Origin of the sequence: Halovivax cerinus, from assembly GCF_024498195.1 — an archaeon.
GTDB classification, from domain to species: domain Archaea; phylum Halobacteriota; class Halobacteria; order Halobacteriales; family Natrialbaceae; genus Halovivax; species Halovivax cerinus.
Genome location: NZ_CP101824.1, coordinates 100181 through 121529, shown reverse-complemented (window position 1 = coordinate 121529; position 21349 = coordinate 100181). Strand labels below are relative to the sequence as shown.

Here is a 21349-nt window from a genome sequence, read left to right as displayed (position 1 = left end):
TTATATGGACAAATATTGATGGCGTATCGTCTCGTACTGCTTCTGCAATGTCTGGCTCCGCCCCAGCCGCGCTCGATCGGCACGATATCTCTGCGGCCCGGGGATTTCTTCCCGAGCGGGATCCGCTCTGCGCGTTCGACCGTACCGACCACGATTCGCGCCTCGGAGCCAACCTCGAGGCCTTCGATCGACTCGGAGACACGCTGTCTCGACGGCTGTCGGACGGCTCACTTCGAGCGGCCGTCGAGGCGCTTCCGACTATCTCGCCGGAGGCGATCGCCACGCTGTCCGATCGAGAGGCGATCCGGCTGTGCACACAAAGCGGCTTCCTCGCGAGCGCGTACGTCCACCAGGTCGACGCCGATCCGGTCGACCGCCTGCCGGAAGCCGTCGCCGTCCCGCTCGTCGAGACGTCGCGCCGCTTCGGTCGAAAACCCGTCCTCTCGTACGATCTCCTCTGTCTGCACAACTGGGCCCGTCGGGAACCGAAGGCCGGGCTCACCGACCCGACGTCCCTCGAGGCGCTCTTGCAGTTCACCGACCACGACGACGAGCGCTGGTTCGTCGCCATCCACGTCGCGATCGAAGCGCGCGCCGGTGAGGCGATCCGCGCCTGCGCGAACGCTCAGGAGGCCGTACGCGCCGGCACCCCCGACGCGTTGCGGTCCGAACTGGTGACGCTCGCCGACTCGATCGACGCCCAGACCGAGATCATGCGACGGATGACCGAGCGCAACGATCCCGAGGTCTTCGCCCACGAGTACCGTCCGTACTACGAGGGCTTCGACGAACTCGTCTACGAGGGCGTCGACGACTTCGACGGCGAGGCGCGGACCTACCGCGGCGGATCCGGCGCCCAGAGTTCGATCCTCCCCTCGATCGACGCCGCACTCGGCGTCCACCACGAGACCACGGAGCTCATCGAGAAGCTCACCGACATGCGCAGCTACATGCCGGAATCCCACCGCGAGGTCATCGACGCGTTCGATCGCGGGCCGGCGATCGGGGCCTACGTCGACGAGACGGGTCGTGACGATCTCACCGCAGCGTACAACGATTGCACCGAGGCGCTCGCCACCTTCCGGCGGGTCCACTTCGGGCAGGTCATCCAGTACATCCGCGAGGTGACCGGCGACACGACCGGCACCGGCGGAACGGACTACATGGAGTTCCTGCAGGTGATGCAGGAGGAGACGGCGGCCCAGACGCGGTGATTCGAACCGGTCGATCCCGGTACGCCGATCACGACACTCTCTCGGCCTGCCGATTCGTCACTGACCAGTACGCCGATTACGTCACTTCGTTCTCTGCCTCGTACGCCTCGTAGCGCTCCTCGTCGATGATGTCGGCGATGATCTCGACGACGTCGTAGACGTCCTCGTACCGGACGTACAGCGGCGCGGGGGCCACGCGGATCACGTTCGGCGGGCGGAAGTCGACGATCACTTCGTGATCTCGCAGCGCCTCGCTGATGCGACGGGCCTCTGGGTGCTCCAGGGCGACGTGGCCGCCGCGGTGGGCCGGATCGCGGGGCGTCCCGATCGAGACGCCGCGGTCGGCGAGGTGTGCGTCGACGAGGTCGATCAGGTAGGATGTGAGGTCGACGGACTTCTCGCGGATCGCTTCGATGCCGGCGTCGTGCGTGAGTTCGAGTGCGCCGAACAGCGGCGCGGCGCTGAAGACCGGGACGGTTCCGACCTGCCAGGCACCGGCGTCGTCGGCCGGAGTGAAGTCGAGGTTCAGTTCGAACTGCGTCTCCTTGTCGTGGCCCCACCAGCCCGCGAGGGCGGGGTCCTCGCCAAAGTGGCGTTCGTTCACGTACAGGCCCGCGACGGCCCCGGGGCCAGCGTTCAGATACTTGTACGAACACCAGACTGCGAAGTCGACGCTGATCCCAGAGAGGTCGTGGGGTACGACGCCGATCGAGTGCGCGAGGTCGAAGCCGGCGAGGATCCCCCGTTCGTGGGCCGCCTCGGTGATCGTCTCGAGGTCGAACAGCTGCCCGCTGCGGTACAGCACCGAGGGCATGAAGACGATGCCCACGTCGTGGGCGTCCATCGCGTCGATCACGTCCTCGGTTTCGATCGTCCGGCCGTCGCGGCTCTCGACGAGGTGGAGGTGTTCGTCTGGGTCGAGCCCCCGCTGGCGCAGCTGGGACTGGATCGCGTAGTGGTCCGTCGGGAAGTCGAGGTCGTTGACGAGGACGCCCTGTGGATCGTCGGGACCCAGCGCGTCCACGAACGTTCCGATCAGCGTGTGGATGTTGATCGTCGTCGAGTTGCCGACGACGACCTCGTCGGGGTCGGCGCCGACCAGTGGCGCGAGTTCGTCACCCAGGCGTTCGCCGTACCAGAACCACGGCGGGTCCGACTCGGTCCAGCCCCGGATCCCCTGCTCGCGCCACTGGTCGACCGCCTGCTGCAGACTCGCCTCGGCCGCGTCGGAGACGGGCCCGAGCGAGTTGCCGTCCATGTAGTAGGCGTCCGGGAGGGCGAAGCGGTTTCGGAAGTCAGCGAGCGGATCGGAATCGTCGCACTCGCGGGCGTACTCACGGCCCGCCTCGATGTCGTGTTCGTGTCCGCCGTCGGCCGCTGTGTCGAAGTTGTGATCGTGTCCGCCGTCGTCCGCCTCCGTGGTCGGCCCATCGTCGCGTCCGGTCATGTGGTCGGGTGTCGTCGTCGACCTACAAGTAGCGTTCGACGCCGGAACGGTCGAATTTCGCCGCTGGTGTGCACCTTCGGTGTCAGTTCGACGGGACTGTTCTAGACGGGTGTCCGTCCGACACCGTCGGGCGGAGGACTCATCTACCGCCCGTCCGATGTCGGCCGTATGTCCGACCCAGAAGCCGCGTCGACGGACGAACTGGATCCGGAACTCGCGTCGGTCGTCGCCGAGATCGAGGCGGCCGGCGTCCCCCAGTGGTCGGCGCTGTCGGTCGACAGCGCGCGGCGCATCGAGGACGAGGTGTTCTCCGGCGGGGCCAGTCCCGACCTGCGGACGGTACGAGATCTCAAAATCGACGGCCCCGGCGGCGACCTGCCGATCCGCGTCTACCGGCCGGACCGCGAGGACCCGCCGACGCTGGTCTTCACCCACGGCGGCGGCTGGACGCTCGGGACGCTCGACTCCTCGGACAACATCTGTCGCGAACTGGCCAGCCGCGCCGGCGCACTGGTCCTCTCGGTGGACTACCGACTCGCGCCCGAGCATCCGTTCCCGGCCGCGACGGACGACGCCTTCGCCGCCCTCGAGTGGGCCGCCGACCATGCCGACGAACTGGGCGGTGACCCCGACCGCCTCGGCGTCGCCGGGACGAGCGCCGGTGGGAACCTCGCGGCCGCGTCGGCGATCCGGGCGCGAGACGGGGGACTCGACCTCGACGGCCAGTTCCTCCTGTACCCGATGACCGATCGTCGCTTCGGTCGCCCGTCCTACGCCGAGCACGGCGACGGCCCCCTCTTGACAGAGGCCGACGTCCGCTGGTTCTGGGACCAGTACCTCCGCAGCCCCGTCGACGAGCACAACCCCTTCGCGACCGTCTGTCGCGCACCGGACGTAGCCGACGTCGCACCCGCGACGGTGGTGACCGCCGGTTACGACGTGCTTCGGGATGAAGGCGCGGCGTACGCCGAGCGGCTGGCCGATCACGGCGTCGAGACCGGCCACGATCACTACCCGTCGATGACCCACGGCTTCCTGAGTCTCACCGACGACGTCTCGCGAGCGGACGAGGCGATGGACGCGTTGGCAGACGCGATCCGGGACAGGCTCGGGTGAGTCGGGATCGAGCGCGACGTGCCTTCGAAATCCAACGCAGTCGACCCGTGAATCCGGGATGGAGAGCAGGTATCACTGCCCCTCTCAGAAAAACGAATGTCGCTTCGCCAGGAGTGCAGTCATTCGGCTGGCCATCCAGGAAACGGTCGACGCACTCGAAGTGATGGACGCACTCACGAGCGAGAGCGGGCTCACAGGGAGCGACGTGCAGGAAATAGCCGATAAGATCAACGAAAGCGGGCGCAAGCGCGACGAAGAGGAATCGGTGTAGGGTCGACGAATGAGTGGATGTCGACGCGAACGTGGTCAGTTCCGCACTCATCGCCGACTCGAAGACGCGTTTCACTAGTCGTCCATCCAGACGTTCGAGAATACCGGCTCGGTTCCGCTCTTTCTTGCACGATCTGAACCTCGTTTCGCTGTCGGGATGCAATTCTACGATCCCGTCCGAACGGCTTTCGCGATCCAAAACCCGGTCAGTTAGAGTCGGATATATGTCACTACCCGTCGTAGCCTAATCCGGAAGCCGTCGTCTCCATCGGTCGTCGCCAGGGGACGTGCGCGAAATGTCCCGGGTGCTGAAGACACCCGAGACGGTGGCTTCCAACCTGATCGGCTGAAGCCATGATTCCGTACCGCCCCGCGAGACATAAACGTCTCTTACGAGCCCTCACGCGCTCGGTCCCGGTAGCGTCGCGTCTCGACTCTGTTCTCGAGAACCGTCTCGACATCGCCAGCGTGTCGCCAGCGCCGTCTCCGTCGTCGTCAGTGGTTTCACTGTCGCCGGCAGCGGTCTCGACGGCGGTGGCACCGTCGATCGGTGGTTTTGGAGGGTCCACGTGATCGACGGAGATGGCGACCGTCGCGAACGGCCAGCCGAGACGCGACGCGATACGGCGGGGGTCGTGGCTTCGTTCGATCAGCGTACGTGCGCGAGCGCTTCCAGTCGGTGGATGCGTCGCAGGCACGAGAACGCTTCCGGTCGCGGACCCGCCCGGTCGCACTCCCGTTTGCGGTCGGGTTCGATGCGTGAATCGGTCTGCCGGCGTCCTGTAGTGTCGTATCGAGGGCCGTCTCGAAACGGGGTGTCGCGACGACGCTTCGCCGACGGACGGCCACCTTCTTCTCCGCGGAAGCGAGTGTACGGGTATCGATGTACCTCGTCACGTTTCGGATCGATCCGGGAGAGTACGACGCGGAATTCCACGAGTTGAACGACGCGATCCAGGCCGTCGCCGAGCAGTCGGACGCGTATCGCGGCAAACGCACCTGGCACGATCCGGATAGCGACGAGGTGCTCGTCGTCTACTACTGGGAGTCGCAGGACGCGCTCGACGCGTTCGGCTCGGATTCGGATCACGAACTGGCGAAGCAACGGTGGACCGAGTGGTACGACGCCTACGAAGTCACCGTCACGGAAATCGTCGACCGGTACGGGAGCGGTTTCGGTGCCGACGGCGACCCGCCCGAGTAATGCCTCGCTCTCGCTTACCCATCGAAATTTGCGAGCGGAACTCCTGACCGCGGCGTCGAACTCGTCGACGACGGAGAGATGCAGTGGGTTCTGGCCCCGGTCCTGGCGGAGGCGTACTACGGCGCGGCGACCGAACGCAGCACCGTCACCGTCGACGAGCTGCGAAATCACCTTCTCGGCTACCCTCGCGTCGACGCCGACGAGGAGATCGCCCGGATCGCCGGTACGCTCCTCGCAGAAGCCGACGACGAAAACGGCGGCCGGTGTGGCGTCAGCTGGAACGACGCGCTCATCGGGGCGACGGCGGAGAGTCTCGACGAGTCCGTTCTCACCGGAACCGTCGTTGATTTCGAGGCGCTCGGCGTTTCGGTCGAGACGTATTGATGCGGGGTTGTACGAGCGACGAGCCGTCGTCGCGACGTATCGTTGGGTTCACACCCCCTACTCAGGCGAAGTCGAATTTCTTCGCCGCGGTCTCCATGTCCTTGTCGCCGCGACCGGAGAGGTTGACGAGGATGGTGTCGTGGTCGCCGTCTTCGGCGAGCTGGATCGCCCGCGCGACGGCGTGGCTCGACTCCAGGGCGGGAATGACGCCCTCGGTCTCACTGAGTTCGCGGAAGGCGGCGAGTGCGGCGTCGTCGTCGACGGCCTCGTAGGTGACTCGCCCCTCGTCGCGGAACATGGCGTGTTCGGGGCCGACGCCGGGGTAGTCGAGGCCGGCGGAGACGGAGTGGACCTCGACGTCTTCGTCGATGACGCGGGTCTTCATGCCGTGAATGACGTCGTCCCGCCCGGCCGAAAGCGGCGCGGCGTGCTGGGTCGATGCGGCGCCCTTGCCACCACCTTCGGCGCCGTAGAGGGCGACCTCGTCGTCGCGGAAGGCGTGGAACAGGCCCATCGCGTTCGACCCGCCGCCGACGCAGGCGACCGCGGCGTCGGGCAGGTCACCCGTCCGCTCGACGAACTGTTCGCGGGCCTCCTCGCCGAGGACGGACTGGAAGTCCCTGACCATCCGCGGGAAGGGGTCCGGCCCGACGACGCTCCCGACGAGGTAGTGCGTGTCCTCGACGTTCTCGACCAGGTCCTCTAGCGCCGCGTCGACGGCGTCGGCCAGCCCCGCGCCGCCGCGGGTGACCTCGTTCACCTCCGCACCCATGAGGCGCATCCGGAAGACGTTCATCCGCTGGCGTTCGACGTCCTTCTTCCCCTGGTAGACCTCCGTCTGCAGGTCGAAGAGCGCGCCGACCATCGCGGTCGCGGTGCCGTGCTGACCCGCGCCCGTCTCCGCGATGAGGCGCTCCTTTCCCGCCTTCTTCGCCAGCAGGGCCTGTCCGAGGCAATTGTTTATCTTGTGCGCGCCGCCGTGGAGCAGGTCCTCCCGTTTGAAGTAGATCTCCGCGTCGTACCGATCGCTCAGGTTCCGTGCGTGGTACAGCGGCGTCGGTCGCCCCGCGTACTCCCGAAGGTGATCGCGAAACTCCTCCTGGAACGCCTCACTCGTGCCGATCTCGTCGTACGCCTCCGCCAGTTGCGAGAGCGGTCCCTCGAGCGGTTCCGGTACGTGTCTGCCACCGTAGTCACCGAACGTGCCACTGGACATGGTCGAGTGATGAAACAATTGCCCGCAAAATAAAGGTACGTTGTGAGGTATCACACCTCGATGGAGTGACTCATCCGACCGTGCGGCTACGTGTCAGATTACGAACTTTAGAGCACGACCTGACACATATCTGTACAAGAGTGTCGATCTCTGACCAATCGAATATATTTCCCGGCGATTATGTCCGAATTTGACGCTGGTGCCTCACATCGTGGACCTCCGTCACTCTCTAGCGGTACAATTATGGTATGGCATAGAAAATCACACCCGCTATATGCAGGAGTCGATTCCCACCGAGAAACTCCCGGACGACGACGTACAACCCGACCTGTTTCACGCGCTTCCCGAACTGCACTACCCCGAGGAGATCAACGCGGCGGTCGAGATGGTAGATCGCCACGTCGAAGCCGGACGTGGCGATTCGCCGGCGATCGTGTTCGAGGACGAGGAGATCTCCTACGCCGAACTCCAGGAACGGGTCGATCGGCTCGCGAACGCCCTCCTCGACCTGGGCGTCGAGCCGGGTGACCGGGTCTTCGTGCGCTTCCCGAACCGACCCGAGTACGCGGTGAGCTGTCTGGCCACGCAGAAAATCGGGGCGATCACCGTCCCGTCGATGAAGCTCCTGCGGGCGAACGAGATCAGTTACGTCGTCGAGGACTCCGGCGCGTCGGTCGCCATCGTCTACGACGACCTGCTCGACGAACTCGAGATCGCTCGCGAGGAACACGATCTCGATTCGCTGGAGGAGATCGTCGTGGTCGAGGAGAACGATATCGAGCACGATCACCACAGCTACGACGACCGCATCGCCGCAGCGAGCCCGGAACTCACCGCGCCGACCACGACCCGCGACGATCTCGTCATGATCGCGTACACGAGCGGGACGACCGGGAAGCCGAAGGGGACGGTCCACACCCACCGCCAGATGCTCGCCATCTGCGACGGCTACGCTCGCTACTGCCTGGATCCGAACCCCGACGACGTCTTCGCGAGTAACGCGCCGATCGCCTTCACCTTCGGCTACGGGTTCGAGGTGGCCTTCCCGCTACGGTTCGGTGCCACCACGGTCCTCATCCAGGATCCGAAGCCGACGGACCTCCTCGCGGCCGTCGACGAACACGACGTCTCGATGCTCGCGTCGGTGCCGACGGCGTACAACCAGCTGTTCGCCGAGCACGAGGACGAACTCGAAGCGGCCGACGTCTCGTCGTTGCGCCGGGCGGTGAGCGCCGGCGAGCCGCTTCCGCCGCGAACCTACGAGCAGATCGGCGAACACTTCGGCGTCGAGGCCTCCGACGGGATCGGCTCGACCGAGATGCTCCACATCTTCATCAGTCACCGGTACCACGACGACATGGACCCGACTGCGACCGGATTCCCCGTCCCCGGCTACGAGGCCAAGGTGATCGACACGGACACGGGCGAGCAACTCCCGCGCGGGGAGGCCGGCCTCCTCGTCGTCCGCGGCCCGACCGGCGTCACGTACTGGGGGCGGCCGGAGAAGCAAGCCGAGGCGATCTACGACGGCTGGAGCGCCCCTGGGGACATCTACATCCACCGCGAGGACGGCCGCTTCGAGTACGTCTCGCGGGCGGACGACCTGATCATCACCGGCGGGAACAACGTCTCCGGGCCCGAGGTCGAGGACGTTCTCCTGGAACACGACGCCGTCTACCAGACGGCCGTCATCGGCGCTCCGGACGAGGAACGCGGCCAGATCGTCAAAGCGTACGTCGTCCCGGAGGACGGCGTCGATCCGGACGACGTCCTGACCCGGGAGCTGCAGGACCACGTCAAAGCCTCGATCGCCCCGTACAAGTACCCCCGCGAGATCGAGTACCTCGAGACGCTCCCGACGACCGAGACGGGAAAGATCCAGCGCTCGAAGCTGCGAGAGCGCGAGGACGTCGACGCGTAGGGGGCGTGAGTGCGCGCTGACCCGTCGACGCGTAAGGGCGTGAGTACACGCTGACACGTCGACTCGGGGGTTCGAGTCCACCCGAATATGGTGACGCGGAGGGAACGGGAACGTGCAGTTGTGGTGACGTGGAGTGGATCGAGGACGTGCAGCTGTGGCGACGCGTATACGGCGAGAGCGCACGACGGCACCGATGCGGTGTACCTGCGCGACCGATAGACCGACCACGCCGGCGGTTTGTACGTAGACCGGCCGTACAACCGCTCTAGCTCTGTAATCTCCTCGGGTGTCCGGGTTCCACTCGTCGACAGCGGCCGTGGGCCGTCCGTCGTCGGTTTCCCTCGTTGGCTCGGTTGCTAGGGGGTCACTTACTTAGCACGTCGACGGCCCACTGGGAGTCGATGCAGCCACCACGGCGGCGGATCGAGGAGCGCCTCGTCCCCGACGAGGATCTGCGCGTCGTCACCGACGGACGGCTGATCGACGACTCGGTTCGGGGATCGGTCGCGATCGGCCTCACGGACCGCCGCGTCCTCTGTCTCTCGCCGACCGGTGACCTCGTCGACGTGGAGTACGCCTCGATCGGCACGATCCGGCGTTTCACGCGGTCGCGACTGGCCGTCGAAGGGATCGATCGCCGGCTCTTGGTCGGCGGATTCGGCGGGTTGTCGGCGGTCTTCGTCGCCGTCGCGCTCTCCGTCGCGATGGCCCAGTGGCGGACCGATGGGACGTGGATACCGGCCGCCCTCGTCTGTCTCACGACGGTCGGGACGATCGGGGCTCTCTTCGGTCGCCGCATCGTCCCGACGCGACTCACGACTGGGGCGACCATGTGGGTGCGAACCCGTCTGACCGGGCTCGCGAGAGCCGGCCGATGGGTCGCCAGCACGTGGTGGCGTCTCCACACCGCCGTCGGCGCTCTCTCCCGTCGCGCGTTCTGGGGCAGTCGGCGACTGTCGGCCGGGATGAGCCGGTGGTTCGACGATCTGTCGCGGCGCCTGTACTGGGTGAGTCGGTCCCTGTTGGCGACGCTCGCGTGGCGAATCACGTCCGGCGTGCAGGTCTTGGGACGCTGGGCAGGGGCGAGCGTCGACGCGTGCTATCGACTGTACGCGACCAGGACTGATCGGCCGCTCGCCCCGATCGCTCGAGGGGTGAGGGCGGCCGCCACCACTCGCCCCGTCAGGCTGGCCGAACGGTTCGGCCGGCTGGTCGGACGAACTGTCGTGGCGGCGAACTGGCGCGCGGCCAGGCGATGCTCGCGGACGATGAACACTCGCTCCGGTGTGGGAACTGCCGTCGATCCCCGCCGCCTCCGACCGGGACGTCGAGTCCAGCAAGCGAGTCGATCGATCCGTGGGGTACTCTCGGACGCCACCCGGGTCCCGGGCGCGCTCGTCGGCGGACCGCAGTACGCGACCCGAACGGTGTCGTCGCTCCGCACCCGATTCACCCCTCCGGTCCGCGTCGCCTCGCGAGCGCTTACGAGACGGACTCGTTCGCGTTCGCGGTGGATAGCGGGAGCGACGGCCGTCGGATCGTTCGCCTCCCTCGCCGCTGTCGGCCCCGCCCCGATCGTGCTCGTCACGCTGGTCGCCGCCGTCGGCTGCCTCGTCGTGCTCTCGGCGGCTCGCCGGGTCGCGAGCGATTGCGCCGGCGTCCAGCTCGAACGACGCAGGGAGACGGAAGTTTCGATTCACACCGTCGACGGGGACACCGTGCGACTCGTCCTCGATCCGGATACCGACCTCGACGTCGAACTCAGCCGATCGGTCGCGTCGGCCCCGGGAACGGTGCCCGCGGATCGGCGCCCCGGTTCCGTCGCCGAGTGAGGGCGGGGTTCGGCTCGTCGACGGAGCGTGTCGGCTCGCCGATCGTGGGTGTCGGTCGAGTCCGCCGCGCCGACGAGCGCTACGCTGACGACGAGTCCGCCGCCGGCGTCGAGACCGCAGCTCGCCGGTCACGACGGTTTCACGTCCGTATCGGTACTCGGAATGGTTACGTGTCGTCCGCGCTCTCCACCGCGTCCCACTCAGGGGGTCGATCCTCGAGCTGTGCCGCGACGCCTTCCCGGTAGTACCCCTCTTCTCGTGCGCTCTCGAGGGAGATCGCTTCGAGGTACGATCGACTCGCTCGCAGCGACATATCCGCGGTGGCGTAGATCCCCCGTTTGGCCTTGCGGAGGATCTCGGGCGGCTTCTCGCGGAGCGAGTCGACGACGCGCTCGACCTCGCCGTCGAGATCCTCGGCGGGGACGCTGCGGGCGACGAGGCCGCGCTCGGCCGCCTCTTTCCCAGTGATCGGGTCGCCCGTGAGGATCATGTCGAGCGTCTTCGTGAGGCCGACCGTCTCCTGGAGCATCGGCGGCGAGAAGTGATTCACGATGCCGAGACCGGTCTCGGGCTGGCCGAGTTTCGCGTCCTCGGCGGCGATGGGGATGTCGGTGTGCAAGACGAGGTCGAAGCCGCCGCCGAGCGCCCAGCCGTCGACGCGGGCGACCGTCGGAACGGACAGTCCCATCATCGCCTCGAAGAGTTCGTTCCAGCTCTGCGTGAACGGCTCGAGTTCGTAGCCCGTCTCCCGGACCTCCTCGATGTCGCCGCCCGCGCAGAAGACGTCGCCTTCGCTCTGAAAGACGACGACGCGAACGTCGTCGCGCTCGCCGTAGGCGCGGACGTGCTCGAGCATCGCGTCTTTCGTCTCGAGATCGATCGCGTTGAGCGCCGTCGGCCGTTGCACTTCGATTCGACCGACGCCGTCTTCGACCGTGAACGCAGCGTTGACCATGGCGAGGGCCTCGCCGTCCGCGTCCGTCAGTGTTTCGTCCCCGGTGATCCGCTCGACACTCGACTCTCGTCTCGGTGCCGGTACTCCGTCCTCTGTTGGGGAGGTCGTTCCTGCCGACGCGGGGGAGGCCGTCGTCCTGCAGTCATCGGTTGGGCCGTCTTCCTGCCGTCCCCGGTTGGGCCGTCGCCGGTGGGCCGGCTGGATCACTCCACGGTGAAACCGCCGTCGACGACGAGCGTCTCGCCCATGACGAACGAGGCCATGTCGCTCGCGAGGAAGCAGACGGCGTCTGCGACCTCCGCGGGTTCGCCGAACCGGCCCGCCGGTGTGCGCCCCGTCAGCCGGTCGTAGAGCTCCTCGTTCTCCTGGACGGGGTCGGTGAGGTCGGTGTCCACGTAGCCGGGGGCGACGGCGTTCACCCGCACCTCGGGCGCCCAGTCCAGCGCGGCGCTCTTCGTGAACCCGACGAGACCGTGTTTCGAGGCGACGTAGCCGTGCTGGCGCTTGATCCCTGCGATTCCGGCCGTGCTCGCGACGTTGACGACCGCGCCGCCCCCGTCGAGCAGCGCCTCGCCAGCCGCAGCCGTACAGGTGACCGCGCCCTGGAGGTTCACCTCGGTCACCTGGCGGAACGCGTCGGGGTCGAGCGTCTCCGGGCGCCCCATCGCCGAGACGGGGTTGATCCCCGCGTTGTTGACCAGGACGTCGATCCCGCCGAGGTCGTCGACCACGCGCTCGACGAGCGCCTCAACGGCCGAGTCGTCGGTCACGTCGGTCGGCACCTCGAGCGAGTCGGCACCGAGTTCGCGGACGGCATCGGCTGCCTCGGCGACGTCCGCCTCGGTCCGCGAGACGGGAACGACGTCGGCGCCGGCGACCGCGAGCGTCTCCGCGATGGCACGGCCGATCCCGCGCGTGCCGCCGGTGACGACGGCCACCTGCCCCGTCAGATCCGGGCCCACGCTTGGTGACCGTCGGTCCGTCGACTCCGCGCTCATCGTTCCCTCCGTCCGTCAATCGAGTCTGTCATCACGATAGGATCCGAGTGTCGGCGGGGACAAAGCGTTTTCCGCTCCTGCCGTGATTCGCGCCGAACTGGTCGGCTTCCCGAACGATCGCGGACGTGTCGACTACTCGTTACGTCAGCGACCGCCGACGCGAAGGCGGGGTCGACCCCTCGGTCGCACGATGGGTCGCCCGCCGCGCCGACAGGGTCGGCCCACCGACCGGTATCCGACCACGAGGCGGTCGGTCCTCCGCGGACGTCTCGGCCCGCTGACGCGAGGGGTTAATCTGTCTCACACTCGGCGCGAAACCGGGGGCCACCTTGATATCCGGGCCGCCCTAGCCCCGAACTGATGGACAAAGAGATCGTGACGCCGCCGGAACTGGCGGAGCCTCGCGGCTTCAACCACGGCTTCCTGATCGAGGGTGGAAAGACGCTGTACCTCGCCGGCCAGGACGCCTCCGGATCCGACGGGGAGATCGTCGCCCCCGGCGACCTCCTCGGACAGTTCGAACAGGTGATGTCGAACCTGGCTGCGGTCTGCGAGGAGGCTGGCGGGTCGAGCGAGGACATCGTGAAGTTGAACGTCTACGTCGCCGACCGCGACGAGTATCGCGAGCATCTGGCCGAGGTGGGCGAGATATTCGGCGAGTACGTCGACGACTACCCCGCGATGGCGCTGTTCGAGGTGAGCGGCTTCTACATGCCGGACGCGCTCATCGAGATGGAGGGCTTCGCGGTGATCGACGAGGCGGATGGGACGTCCGAACGCGAGGCGGGTGAGGCGTCCGAATGATCGAGCGGTTCTCACTCGAAGCGCGACACGAGGCACAGCGCGAGCACGTCCGGGAGTTCTGCGAGCGCGAGGTCGATCCGAACGTCCACGACCTCGAAGCGGCCGGGGCGTTCCCGGAGGAGCTCGTTCGCCGACTCGGGGAGGCCGACCTCATCGGCGTGCCCTATCCGCCCGAGGTCGGCGGGGCCGGGAAGGACTTTCGCTCGTTCGCGATCACCGTCGAGGAACTCGCCCGCTCGTGGAAACTCCTCGCCGGGGCGGTCAACATCGCTTGCGGACTCGTCGGCTACCCGCTCGCGGAGTTCGGCGACGACCGCAAGCGCGAGGAGTGGCTCGGCAACGTCTGTGCGGGTGACTGGATCCCAGCGTTCGCGCTCACGGAACCCGAGGCGGGCAGCGACGCCGCCGGGCTGGAGACGACCGCCAGACGCGAGGGAGACGAGTGGGTGATCGACGGCCACAAGTGGTGGACCACCCACGGCGCCGTCGCCGACCTGTTGCTGATCGTCGCGCGGACGGACCCGGACGCGACGGGTCACGAGGGGATCAGCCTCATCGGCGTGCCGAACCCGCACGAGCGCGACGGGATCGAGGTCGTCCGGGACATCCCGTGCATGGAGGGCGACGTGGCGGTCGAGAGCGAACTCCGCTTCGACGGCCTCCGCGTCCCCGCGGACAACCTCGTCGGCGAGGCGGGCCGCGGGTTCCGGTACATCATGGAGGGCCTCGACATCGGACGACTGGGCACCGCCGCGCAGGGCGTCGGAATCGCCCAGGGTGCCTTCGAAGCCAGTCGCGACTTCGCCGACGAGCGCGAGCAGTTCGGCCAGCCCATCCGCGAGTTCCAGGGGATCGGCTTCTCGCTCGCGGACATGGCCGCCCGGACCGAAGCCGCTCGCCTCCTCACGCTTGCCGCCGCCGACCAGCGAGATCGCGGCGAGCGCATCACTCAGTCGGCGGCGATGGCCAAGACGTTCGCGACCGACGCCGCGATGGAGATCGCCACCGACGCCGTCCAGGTCCACGGCGCACGCGGCTACTCCGAAGACTACCCCGTCGAGCGGTACATGCGCGAGGCGAAGGGCACCCAGATCTACGACGGGACGAACGAGATCAACCGCCTCGTCGTGGCGAACCGCATGTACGAGTGAGCGACCGAGACATGCCTGCTACGTACTACTACGAAGACCTCGCCGTCGGCGACGAGTGGGACGCCGGCACCGTCTCGATCACCGAGGAGGAGCTCCTCGAATTTGCCGAGCGCTACGACCCTCAGGCGTTCCACGTCGACGAAGCGGCAGCCGAGCGCCACTTCGGCGGCCTGATCACCAGCGGCTGGCACACCGCGGCGGCCTGCATGCGACCGCTGGTCGAGTCGGTACTCTCCGACGTGGCGGTCGTCGCCGCGGCCGGCGTCGACGACCTCCGCTGGCGCGAACCCGTCCGCCCGGGTGACGCGCTAACGATCGAGGTCGCCGTCGTCGAGAAGACGCCCTGGAACGACGACCGCGGCCAGGTCTCGTTCCAGCTGACGGCGACGAACGGCGACGGCGACGTCGTCCACGACCGAACGGACCTGGTCGTCGTCGAACGGCGCGACGACACCGACACCTAGCCGTCCCATCTGCGGTTCGTCCCGTCGGATGTCCGGTGGATGAATCCCTGTCGGAGTACCCGACGGTTTGTGTGTCAAACCGCCGTCGCGCTCGCAGGCAGCGACGGCAGCCTCCCCTCCGATGATTAAATTTTCGTACAAATTTATTGATGTCTATAAAACACGCCTAATATTTTTCCGATTGCCGTTCCCGACCCCCTATATGTAGGATTTGACCGGAATCCTTTTTGAACAGTTCGTATATTGTGGGTTGATGGCACACGACACGTTCCGAACGGGAACCGGTGTCCGGCGACGATCGGTGCTCAAAGTGGCCGGCGCAGCTGGTGTCGGTACCCTGGCTGGCTGTACGGGCGGCGGAGGCGACGACGGGCTCACGATCGGAGCGCTCCAGCCGCTGTCGGGGAACTTCGCCCCCTGGGGGTCGGTCCACCAGGCCGGACTCGAATTCGCCGTCGACGAGGTCAACGACGAGGGTTTTCTCGACCAGGAACTCACCGTCGAGAGCACGGACACTGAGAGCGACGCCGGGGGCGCCGCGACGGCGTTTCGCCGATTCGTCGAGGAGGAGGACGCGGTCGCGATCACGGGGCCGGTCTCCAGCGACGTCGGGGTCCGGACGGCCCAGCTCGCGGAGGAACTCGAAGTCCCGTTGATGTTACACATGGCGGGGACGCACCGCTTGCACACGAAACAGTCGCGACACACGTTCCGACTCGGATCGCTCCCGGCGCCGATGGACCTGCAACCGCAGGCCGAACTGATCGAAGAGCGCGACTACCAGACGGTCGGCGCCATCGTGGCCGACTACGAGTGGGGCCGAACCGTCGAGGACCAGATCGACGAGTGGTTCCCCGACGGGATCGACCTGTCGGTCGACGTGGCGCCGCGCGGCGAGAGTAACTTCCGCTCGTACCTCCGGGACATGCCCGAGGACCTGGACCTCATCGTCGCGACGGGCCACCCGCCGGGGTCGATCTCGATTCACACGCAGGCGCGGGAACTGGGGCTCGGCCACGATCTGACGACCGGGGCCGGACTGCCGCCGGGCGTCCTCTACGAGGCGCTGGGCGGCGCCGCCGAAACCTTCGCCCACCTCCACACGCCGGACGTCTACGGCGACGCGTTCGCGGACGTCGCCGGCCGATTCGCCGAGGACCGCGGCGAGCAGTTCACGACGCACCACGGCTACGGCTACATCGCCGGCCGCGTCTTCGCGGAGGCGATCGACGAGGCCGATTCGACGGACCCGAGCGACATCGCGTCCGTCGTCCTCGAGTCGTCGCACGATACGATACTCGCCGAACCGCTCCAGTACAACGAGTGGGGCGAGATCGACGGCGTCCGATCGATGTTGAGCACGGTCCACGAGGGCGGCCCCGACTTCCACTCGGACGGCGCGTTCCACCTCGAGCAGGAGTACCAGAGCAGCCTGATGAACGCGTCGATGGTCGAACCACTCGTGCCCGAAGAACGGTAACCGATCGAACCGACAGGTTCGCAGGTCGGGTCATCGCCGAGCGTGGGATTACACGATCGTGCCTGCCGATTACACCACTGATCGGAACGATTCCACGGCCGCTCGGACCGACCAAACGGTCGTGCGTACCGATTCCACGGCCGATCGGACCGACCAAACGGTCGAGCGTACCGATTCCACGGCCGATCGGACCGACCACACGGTCGAGCGTACCGTCGCGCCCACTTACCCGCTCAGGTACGCGTCCTGGACGCGATCGCTCTCCAGGAGCGCGTCCGCGTCGTCCTCGGCGACGATACGGCCGTTCTCGAGGACGTATCCTCGATCGGCGAGTTCGAGCGCCTCGTGGACGTGCTGTTCGGTGAGTAACACGGTGATATCCTCGCTGATCGCGGCGACCTTCTCGAAGACCCGGTCGACGAACTGCGGAGCCAGACCGACCGACAGCTCGTCGAGCGCGAGGACGTCAGGTTTCGCCATCAACCCGCGGCCGATGGCGAGCATCTGCTGTTCCCCGCCGGAGAGCGTGCCGGCGCGCTGGGTTCGGCGCTCGTCGAGCACGGGGAACAGCTCGAAGACCTCGGCCATGGTCGCCGCCTGCTCGGCCCGTTTCGTGTACGCGCCCATCTCGAGGTTCTCTTCGACGGTCATCTCGGTGAAGAGGTTTCGTGCCTCCGGGACGTGGACGAACCCGCGCTCGACGATCTGGTCGGGCCGCAACGCTGCCGCGTCGGCGCCGAAGAGCTCGATCGACCCGCCCGCAAGCGGCCGGAGGCCCGAGAGCGCCTTCAGGAGCGTCGTCTTGCCGGCGCCGTTCGGACCCACGAGGGCGACGACGCGATCCTCGTCGGTGATCTCCACGGAGACGTCCCACAGCACCTGCAGGTCGCCGTACGCGACGTCGATCCCGTTCGCGCTCACCAGCGGGTCGCTCATCCGTCACCTCCGGGGCGAGTCATACGGCACCTCCCAGGTACGCCTCCAGAACGCGCTCGTCTTCCCGTATCGCCGCCGGCTCGCCCTCCGCGATGAGCGATCCCTCGTTGAGCACGAGCAGCCTGTCGGTCGTGCCCATGATCGCGTCGACGACGTGTTCGATCCAGAAGACGGAGATCCCGCGCTCGTCGCGGATGCGTTCGATCGTGTCGGTCAGCTCCTCGATCTCCGTCGGCGTGAGGCCGCTGCCGATCTCGTCGAGCAGTAGCAACTCGGGATCGCACGCGAGCGCCCGGGCGAGCTCGACGTGTTTTCGCTGGGCCATCGTGAGCTCGCTGGCGGGCGTCTCGGCCTCTGCCCCGAGCCCGACGAACTCGATCGCCTCGCGGGCGTGTTCTGTCGCCTCGTCCGTTGACCGGTCGCGACTCGATCCGAATACGGCGCCGGTGCGGACGTTCTCGAGGACGGTCGACTCGTCGAACGTCCGGACGATCTGGAACGTCCTGACGACCCCACGCCGACAGATCTTGTTCGGCTTGCGCCCGGCGATCGACGCCCCGTCGAACGTGACGGACCCGTCGCTCGGCGGATCGACGCCGGTTATGGTGTTGAACAGCGTCGTCTTGCCGGCGCCGTTCGGCCCGATCAGACCGACGATCTCTGCGTCGCCGATCGAGAAACTGACGTCGTCGACGGCGACGAGTCCCCCGAAGGACTTCGTAACCCCGGAGACTTCGAGCATAGCGTGGTCGAGTCACCCGACCCACAAATAGTTTTTCGCGCCACACCGATGGTCGCGCGGCCGCGGCGGCGCCACGACCTGCTCGCTGCGGACGCCGCTCTCTGGCGCGAGCCGGTGGCCACCCCGCGAGAACTGTACGCTACCCGACGAGAGCCGTTGGCCACCCGGTGGGACCTGTTCTCTCCCGCGGACACTCCGGTACGTCACCGCATCCGGTGTCCTGGCCAGCGGGTGACAACCTCGCTCTACCACGCACAGCCCTGTGCCGGCCACAGTCCCGGACCGTCGCTCCGACTGTCCGGTCTCTGTGATAAATTGCCACGTCGAACGGTCGCATATTTCCACAAAAGTATAAGACCGGATCGCCGAAATTACCGGCGAGCCGATGGAGGTCGTAACCCTCGCCGAGATCGCCGTCGACGCTATCGCCAGGGGACTGCTGTTCGCCCTCCTCGGAGCGGGTATCACACTCGTCTTCGGGTTGGGTGACGTCCTGAACCTCTCGCTCGGTGCGTTCGCGATCGTCGCGGCGGTGATCGGGGCGACGGTCGTCTCGACCGTCCCGGTCCCGATCGCGGCGCTGGCCGCGCTCGCCGGCGTCGCCGCGCTGGGCCTCGCGATCGATCGAGTCCTCCTCTCGCCAGTCTATCGGACGGACGGCGAGGAGCGCATCCTGCTCGGCATCTTCGTGACCCTCGGGCTCGCCATCGCGATCGACGGCGTCCTGTTCGCGGAGTTCTCGCTTCGCTACGCGTTCCCGCTCGACGTCGCGTCCCGGACGATCGGCGGGGTCACCGTCCTGGGCTCGACGATGGTCGTCATCGTCGTCGCGTCGATCGCCCTCGCCGGTCTGTTTCTGTTTCTCCGCCGGACCACGCTCGGGAAAGCGACCCGCACGGTGTTCCAGGACGAGACCGGGGCGCTGCTCTGCGGGATCAACCCCCGCCGGCTGCGCTCGCTGATATTCGTCTTGAGTGTCGTCATGGCGGGCACCGCCGGGCTCCTCTGGAGCATCCAGGCACCGGTTGGTGCGGGGTCGGCGTTCGACCTCACCATCTACGGGATCATCGTCTCGATCGTCGGCGGAGTCAGGAACATCGAGGGAACCGCGGTCGCCGGCGTCGGACTCGGATTACTCATGACCTACGCAAACTACTTCATCGGGGCGTACCAGGCGATGATCGTCCTGTTCGGATTTGTCGTGGTCGTGTTGATCGCCCGGCCGGAGGAGATCGCATGAGTCGACACCCGATCGCCGCTCTCAGGCACAGACTCGGTCGGTTCGACGACATCGCTCTGGGAGTCGTCGTCCTCGCGATCGTTCCACAACTCGTCGTCGGGACGGGGATGACCTACCAGGCCCGCCTGCTCACGATCGCGCTGACGTTCGCCATCTTTACCCTCGGGCTGAACGTCGTGTTCGGTCACACGGATCAACTCTTCCTCTTCGTCGGCGCGCTGGCCGGCGTCGGCGCGTACACGACGGCGCTGCTCGCCGACGCGGTCGGCGTCTCGCCGTGGCTCGTCCTCCCGGTCGGCGCCCTCCTCGCGGGCGCGATCGGCATGCTCGTGAGCTACGTCTCGGCACGGCGGGGGATGACCGTAATCGTGATCGCCATCCTCACGCTCAGCCTCCAGCTCGCCATCATGGAACTCTTCGGCGGTGCTCGCGACCTGACGCGGGGGAGTACCGGCTTCCTGTTCTCCGGCCTCGAGGTCACGTTCCTCACGGAGACGCTCGGGTTCAGCCGATACGTCGCCCACTACTACGTCCTCCTCGCGGTCCTGGCGGTCCTGCTGGTCGGCTACCGCCTCGCGATGACCTCGAAGTACGGCCTCGCGTTCAAAGCCATCCGACAGGACGAGGTGGCGGCCGAATCCGTCGGCATCGACGTCGTGAAGTACAAGACCATCGCCGGTTTCGCCGCAGCCGCCATCATCGGGCTCGCCGGCCCGCTGTACGCCCACGGCGAGGGGTGGATCGAACCCTCGATGTTCTCGTTCAACACCGTCGACGTGATCGTCCTCATCATGCTCGTCGTCGGCGGCATGCGAACCACGTGGGGCCCCGTCGTGGGCGCCGGCGCGATCGTCTACCTCGAAGAACAGCTCCACGTCCTCGGACAGTGGCGCATGACCGCCCTCGGGCTGCTGTTGATGGTCCTGTTCCTGTACTTCCGGTCGGGAATCGTCCCGAAGGTCACGGCCGCCCTGGACGGTGACGGACGATCGGTCTCGCTCACCGACGTCACGGACAGATTCGGCTGAGACCCGCGTCACCTGGTCGGCGCTACCGACGCTCCTCGCGGTCGGACGACCGTCATCGCCCGACCGTCACCTCGTCCGGGTGTCCCCGGCAGGCTATCGCCCGGGCGGCGCTCCGTCGGTCCGGACGGCGCGATCCCGTCGGCCATCGCCGTTTCGACGATGCGTCTCGACGTACGCGACGAAGTTCTCGAAGACCCGCTTCGTCCCGGTGGCCCGTCGGTAGTTCTCCTCGGTGATGCCCGCGAGGACGGCCTCGCGACGATCCTCGTCGAGTTCCTTCTCCATCGTGAGGTCGCGCGCGCTCTGGCGGTCGTACTCCGGGTGGAACTGCACGCCGAAGACGTGGTCCGCCCGGAAGCCGTGATTCGAGTACTCGTTCCTGGCGAGCTCGACCGCGCCGGGCGGCAGGTCGACGACGGCGTCCGAGTGCGTCGTGAAGGCGAGGAAGGTGTCCTCGACGCCCGCGAAGAGGATGGACTCGTCTCTCGTGCGATCGATCTCGTTGTAGCCGATCTCGTAGACACCCATATCGGCGACCGTCCCGCCGAGGACGTCCGCGAGCAGCTGGTGGCCCCAGCAGACCCCGAGACACGGCAGATCGCGGTCGATCGCGTCCGACACCCACGCCTTCGTCTCGTCGATCCAGTCTTCGTCCCAGTAGACCGACGAGCGCGAGCCGGTGACGACCACGCCGTCGAACTCGTACCCCGCTGGAAGTGCCCCCTCGGTGACGTCGAACTCGGCGAGCGACGCGTCGAGCTCCCGGCGGAAGTTTCGCGGGACGTTCTCGTCCCCGTGGCTGGCGTCGAGCAACGCGAGTCGCGGTCGTCGCATTCGTGTCTCCATGGGCGCCGCGGGTCAATATGCGTTGTGCCGCGCCCTGGTACCGGCCGGAGCCTGGGCGGTCGACGGTGCCTATCCGGAACCGTCGAATCGGCGGTGGAGCC

At 67.1% G+C, this 21349-nt stretch carries 20 protein-coding genes; 13 read left to right on the top strand and 7 right to left on the bottom strand.

Features of this window, described 5'->3' with window-relative positions; genetic code table 11:
• Positions 1-47 precede the first annotated feature (47 nt).
• Complete coding sequence (locus NO366_RS00660; protein ID WP_256532393.1) at positions 48-1214, top strand: indoleamine 2,3-dioxygenase; 1167 nt, start codon at positions 48-50, stop codon at positions 1212-1214.
• Between the two features lie 76 nt (positions 1215-1290).
• Here NO366_RS00660 and kynU read toward each other — a convergent pair whose 3' ends face one another.
• Complete coding sequence (gene kynU / locus NO366_RS00655) at positions 1291-2661, bottom strand: kynureninase (protein ID WP_256532392.1); 1371 nt, start codon at positions 2659-2661, stop codon at positions 1291-1293.
• 168 nt (positions 2662-2829) lie between these two features.
• Here kynU and NO366_RS00650 point away from each other — a divergent pair, with 168 nt between their 5' ends.
• From NO366_RS00650 to NO366_RS00635, 4 genes are all read left to right on the top strand, one after another.
• Entirely contained in the window at positions 2830-3777 is a 948-nt protein-coding gene (locus tag NO366_RS00650; RefSeq protein WP_256532391.1) for an alpha/beta hydrolase, read from the top strand.
• A 58-nt stretch (positions 3778-3835) separates the two neighbouring features.
• Entirely contained in the window at positions 3836-4048 is a 213-nt protein-coding gene (locus NO366_RS00645) for a hypothetical protein (protein WP_256532390.1), read from the top strand.
• An 882-nt stretch (positions 4049-4930) separates the two neighbouring features.
• Complete coding sequence (locus NO366_RS00640) at positions 4931-5251, top strand: antibiotic biosynthesis monooxygenase family protein (protein ID WP_256532389.1); 321 nt, start codon at positions 4931-4933, stop codon at positions 5249-5251.
• Positions 5252-5329: 78 nt separating this feature from the next.
• Positions 5330-5635, top strand: coding sequence for a type II toxin-antitoxin system VapC family toxin (locus tag NO366_RS00635; protein ID WP_343217309.1), 306 nt, complete (start codon positions 5330-5332; stop codon positions 5633-5635).
• A 61-nt stretch (positions 5636-5696) separates the two neighbouring features.
• On the opposite strand, the gene trpB is transcribed toward NO366_RS00635, so the two are convergent.
• Complete coding sequence (gene trpB / locus NO366_RS00630; RefSeq protein ID WP_256532388.1) at positions 5697-6851, bottom strand: tryptophan synthase subunit beta; 1155 nt, start codon at positions 6849-6851, stop codon at positions 5697-5699.
• Between the two features lie 274 nt (positions 6852-7125).
• Between trpB and NO366_RS00625 the strand changes: the two genes are divergently transcribed.
• Together NO366_RS00625 and NO366_RS00620 are read left to right on the top strand one after the other, a co-directional pair.
• Entirely contained in the window at positions 7126-8772 is a 1647-nt protein-coding gene (locus NO366_RS00625; protein WP_256532387.1) for an acetate--CoA ligase, read from the top strand.
• A 401-nt stretch (positions 8773-9173) separates the two neighbouring features.
• Positions 9174-10604: a hypothetical protein gene (locus NO366_RS00620; protein ID WP_256532386.1), complete on the top strand. Its 1431-nt coding sequence runs from the start codon at positions 9174-9176 to the stop codon at positions 10602-10604.
• Positions 10605-10770: 166 nt separating this feature from the next.
• Here NO366_RS00620 and NO366_RS00615 read toward each other — a convergent pair whose 3' ends face one another.
• Positions 10771-11559 carry an enoyl-CoA hydratase/isomerase family protein gene (locus NO366_RS00615; RefSeq protein ID WP_256532385.1) on the bottom strand — a complete coding sequence of 263 codons (789 nt, stop codon included), beginning with the start codon at positions 11557-11559 and terminating at the stop codon, positions 10771-10773.
• A 203-nt stretch (positions 11560-11762) separates the two neighbouring features.
• Complete coding sequence (locus NO366_RS00610) at positions 11763-12557, bottom strand: SDR family NAD(P)-dependent oxidoreductase (protein ID WP_256532384.1); 795 nt, start codon at positions 12555-12557, stop codon at positions 11763-11765.
• A gap of 360 nt (positions 12558-12917) precedes the next feature.
• Here NO366_RS00610 and NO366_RS00605 point away from each other — a divergent pair, with 360 nt between their 5' ends.
• The 4 genes from NO366_RS00605 to NO366_RS00590 all read left to right on the top strand — a co-directional run bounded on the left by NO366_RS00605 (position 12918) and on the right by NO366_RS00590 (position 16456).
• Positions 12918-13361, top strand: coding sequence for a RidA family protein (locus NO366_RS00605; protein ID WP_256532383.1), 444 nt, complete (start codon positions 12918-12920; stop codon positions 13359-13361).
• The gene (locus NO366_RS00600) at positions 13358-14512 is read left to right on the top strand and encodes an acyl-CoA dehydrogenase family protein (RefSeq protein ID WP_256532382.1); all 1155 of its coding nucleotides are present in this window, start codon (positions 13358-13360) and stop codon (positions 14510-14512) included. Before NO366_RS00605 ends, NO366_RS00600 begins: the two co-directional genes overlap by 4 nt.
• Positions 14513-14523: 11 nt before the next feature.
• Positions 14524-14976 carry a MaoC/PaaZ C-terminal domain-containing protein gene (locus NO366_RS00595; RefSeq protein WP_256532381.1) on the top strand — a complete coding sequence of 151 codons (453 nt, stop codon included), beginning with the start codon at positions 14524-14526 and terminating at the stop codon, positions 14974-14976.
• Positions 14977-15229: 253 nt separating this feature from the next.
• Positions 15230-16456 (top strand): ABC transporter substrate-binding protein, encoded by a 1227-nt coding sequence (locus tag NO366_RS00590; protein WP_256532380.1) that lies wholly within the window; start codon positions 15230-15232, stop codon positions 16454-16456.
• A 225-nt stretch (positions 16457-16681) separates the two neighbouring features.
• Here the strand turns inward: NO366_RS00590 and NO366_RS00585 are convergent, their stop codons facing one another.
• Together NO366_RS00585 and NO366_RS00580 are read right to left on the bottom strand one after the other, a co-directional pair.
• A complete protein-coding gene (locus tag NO366_RS00585) occupies positions 16682-17392 on the bottom strand; it encodes an ABC transporter ATP-binding protein (protein WP_256532379.1) in 711 nt (236 codons plus the stop codon).
• 19 nt (positions 17393-17411) lie between these two features.
• A complete protein-coding gene (locus NO366_RS00580; protein WP_256532378.1) occupies positions 17412-18134 on the bottom strand; it encodes an ABC transporter ATP-binding protein in 723 nt (240 codons plus the stop codon).
• A gap of 385 nt (positions 18135-18519) precedes the next feature.
• Here NO366_RS00580 and NO366_RS00575 point away from each other — a divergent pair, with 385 nt between their 5' ends.
• Entirely contained in the window at positions 18520-19374 is an 855-nt protein-coding gene (locus NO366_RS00575; RefSeq protein WP_256532377.1) for a branched-chain amino acid ABC transporter permease, read from the top strand.
• Complete coding sequence (locus NO366_RS00570) at positions 19371-20402, top strand: branched-chain amino acid ABC transporter permease (RefSeq protein WP_256532376.1); 1032 nt, start codon at positions 19371-19373, stop codon at positions 20400-20402. The genes NO366_RS00575 and NO366_RS00570 overlap by 4 nt, the downstream gene beginning before the upstream one ends.
• Positions 20403-20495: 93 nt before the next feature.
• Here NO366_RS00570 and NO366_RS00565 read toward each other — a convergent pair whose 3' ends face one another.
• Positions 20496-21236, bottom strand: coding sequence for a type 1 glutamine amidotransferase (locus NO366_RS00565; protein ID WP_256532375.1), 741 nt, complete (start codon positions 21234-21236; stop codon positions 20496-20498).
• Positions 21237-21349 lie beyond the last annotated feature (113 nt).

Excerpts from the sequence above, each read along its gene's own strand:
- NO366_RS00660 (WP_256532393.1), top strand. The coding sequence starts at position 48 with ATGTCTGGCTCCGCCCCAGCCGCGCTCGATCGGCACGATATCTCTGCG.
- kynU (WP_256532392.1), bottom strand. The coding sequence starts at position 2,661 with ATGACCGGACGCGACGATGGGCCGACCACGGAGGCGGACGACGGCGGA.
- NO366_RS00650 (WP_256532391.1), top strand. The coding sequence starts at position 2,830 with ATGTCCGACCCAGAAGCCGCGTCGACGGACGAACTGGATCCGGAACTC.
- NO366_RS00645 (WP_256532390.1), top strand. The coding sequence starts at position 3,836 with ATGGAGAGCAGGTATCACTGCCCCTCTCAGAAAAACGAATGTCGCTTC.
- NO366_RS00640 (WP_256532389.1), top strand. The coding sequence starts at position 4,931 with ATGTACCTCGTCACGTTTCGGATCGATCCGGGAGAGTACGACGCGGAA.
- NO366_RS00635 (WP_343217309.1), top strand. The coding sequence starts at position 5,330 with ATGCAGTGGGTTCTGGCCCCGGTCCTGGCGGAGGCGTACTACGGCGCG.
- trpB (WP_256532388.1), bottom strand. The coding sequence starts at position 6,851 with ATGTCCAGTGGCACGTTCGGTGACTACGGTGGCAGACACGTACCGGAA.
- NO366_RS00625 (WP_256532387.1), top strand. The coding sequence starts at position 7,126 with ATGCAGGAGTCGATTCCCACCGAGAAACTCCCGGACGACGACGTACAA.
- NO366_RS00620 (WP_256532386.1), top strand. The coding sequence starts at position 9,174 with ATGCAGCCACCACGGCGGCGGATCGAGGAGCGCCTCGTCCCCGACGAG.
- NO366_RS00615 (WP_256532385.1), bottom strand. The coding sequence starts at position 11,559 with ATGGTCAACGCTGCGTTCACGGTCGAAGACGGCGTCGGTCGAATCGAA.
- NO366_RS00610 (WP_256532384.1), bottom strand. The coding sequence starts at position 12,557 with ATGAGCGCGGAGTCGACGGACCGACGGTCACCAAGCGTGGGCCCGGAT.
- NO366_RS00605 (WP_256532383.1), top strand. The coding sequence starts at position 12,918 with ATGGACAAAGAGATCGTGACGCCGCCGGAACTGGCGGAGCCTCGCGGC.
- NO366_RS00600 (WP_256532382.1), top strand. The coding sequence starts at position 13,358 with ATGATCGAGCGGTTCTCACTCGAAGCGCGACACGAGGCACAGCGCGAG.
- NO366_RS00595 (WP_256532381.1), top strand. The coding sequence starts at position 14,524 with ATGCCTGCTACGTACTACTACGAAGACCTCGCCGTCGGCGACGAGTGG.
- NO366_RS00590 (WP_256532380.1), top strand. The coding sequence starts at position 15,230 with ATGGCACACGACACGTTCCGAACGGGAACCGGTGTCCGGCGACGATCG.
- NO366_RS00585 (WP_256532379.1), bottom strand. The coding sequence starts at position 17,392 with ATGAGCGACCCGCTGGTGAGCGCGAACGGGATCGACGTCGCGTACGGC.
- NO366_RS00580 (WP_256532378.1), bottom strand. The coding sequence starts at position 18,134 with ATGCTCGAAGTCTCCGGGGTTACGAAGTCCTTCGGGGGACTCGTCGCC.
- NO366_RS00575 (WP_256532377.1), top strand. The coding sequence starts at position 18,520 with ATGGAGGTCGTAACCCTCGCCGAGATCGCCGTCGACGCTATCGCCAGG.
- NO366_RS00570 (WP_256532376.1), top strand. The coding sequence starts at position 19,371 with ATGAGTCGACACCCGATCGCCGCTCTCAGGCACAGACTCGGTCGGTTC.
- NO366_RS00565 (WP_256532375.1), bottom strand. The coding sequence starts at position 21,236 with ATGCGACGACCGCGACTCGCGTTGCTCGACGCCAGCCACGGGGACGAG.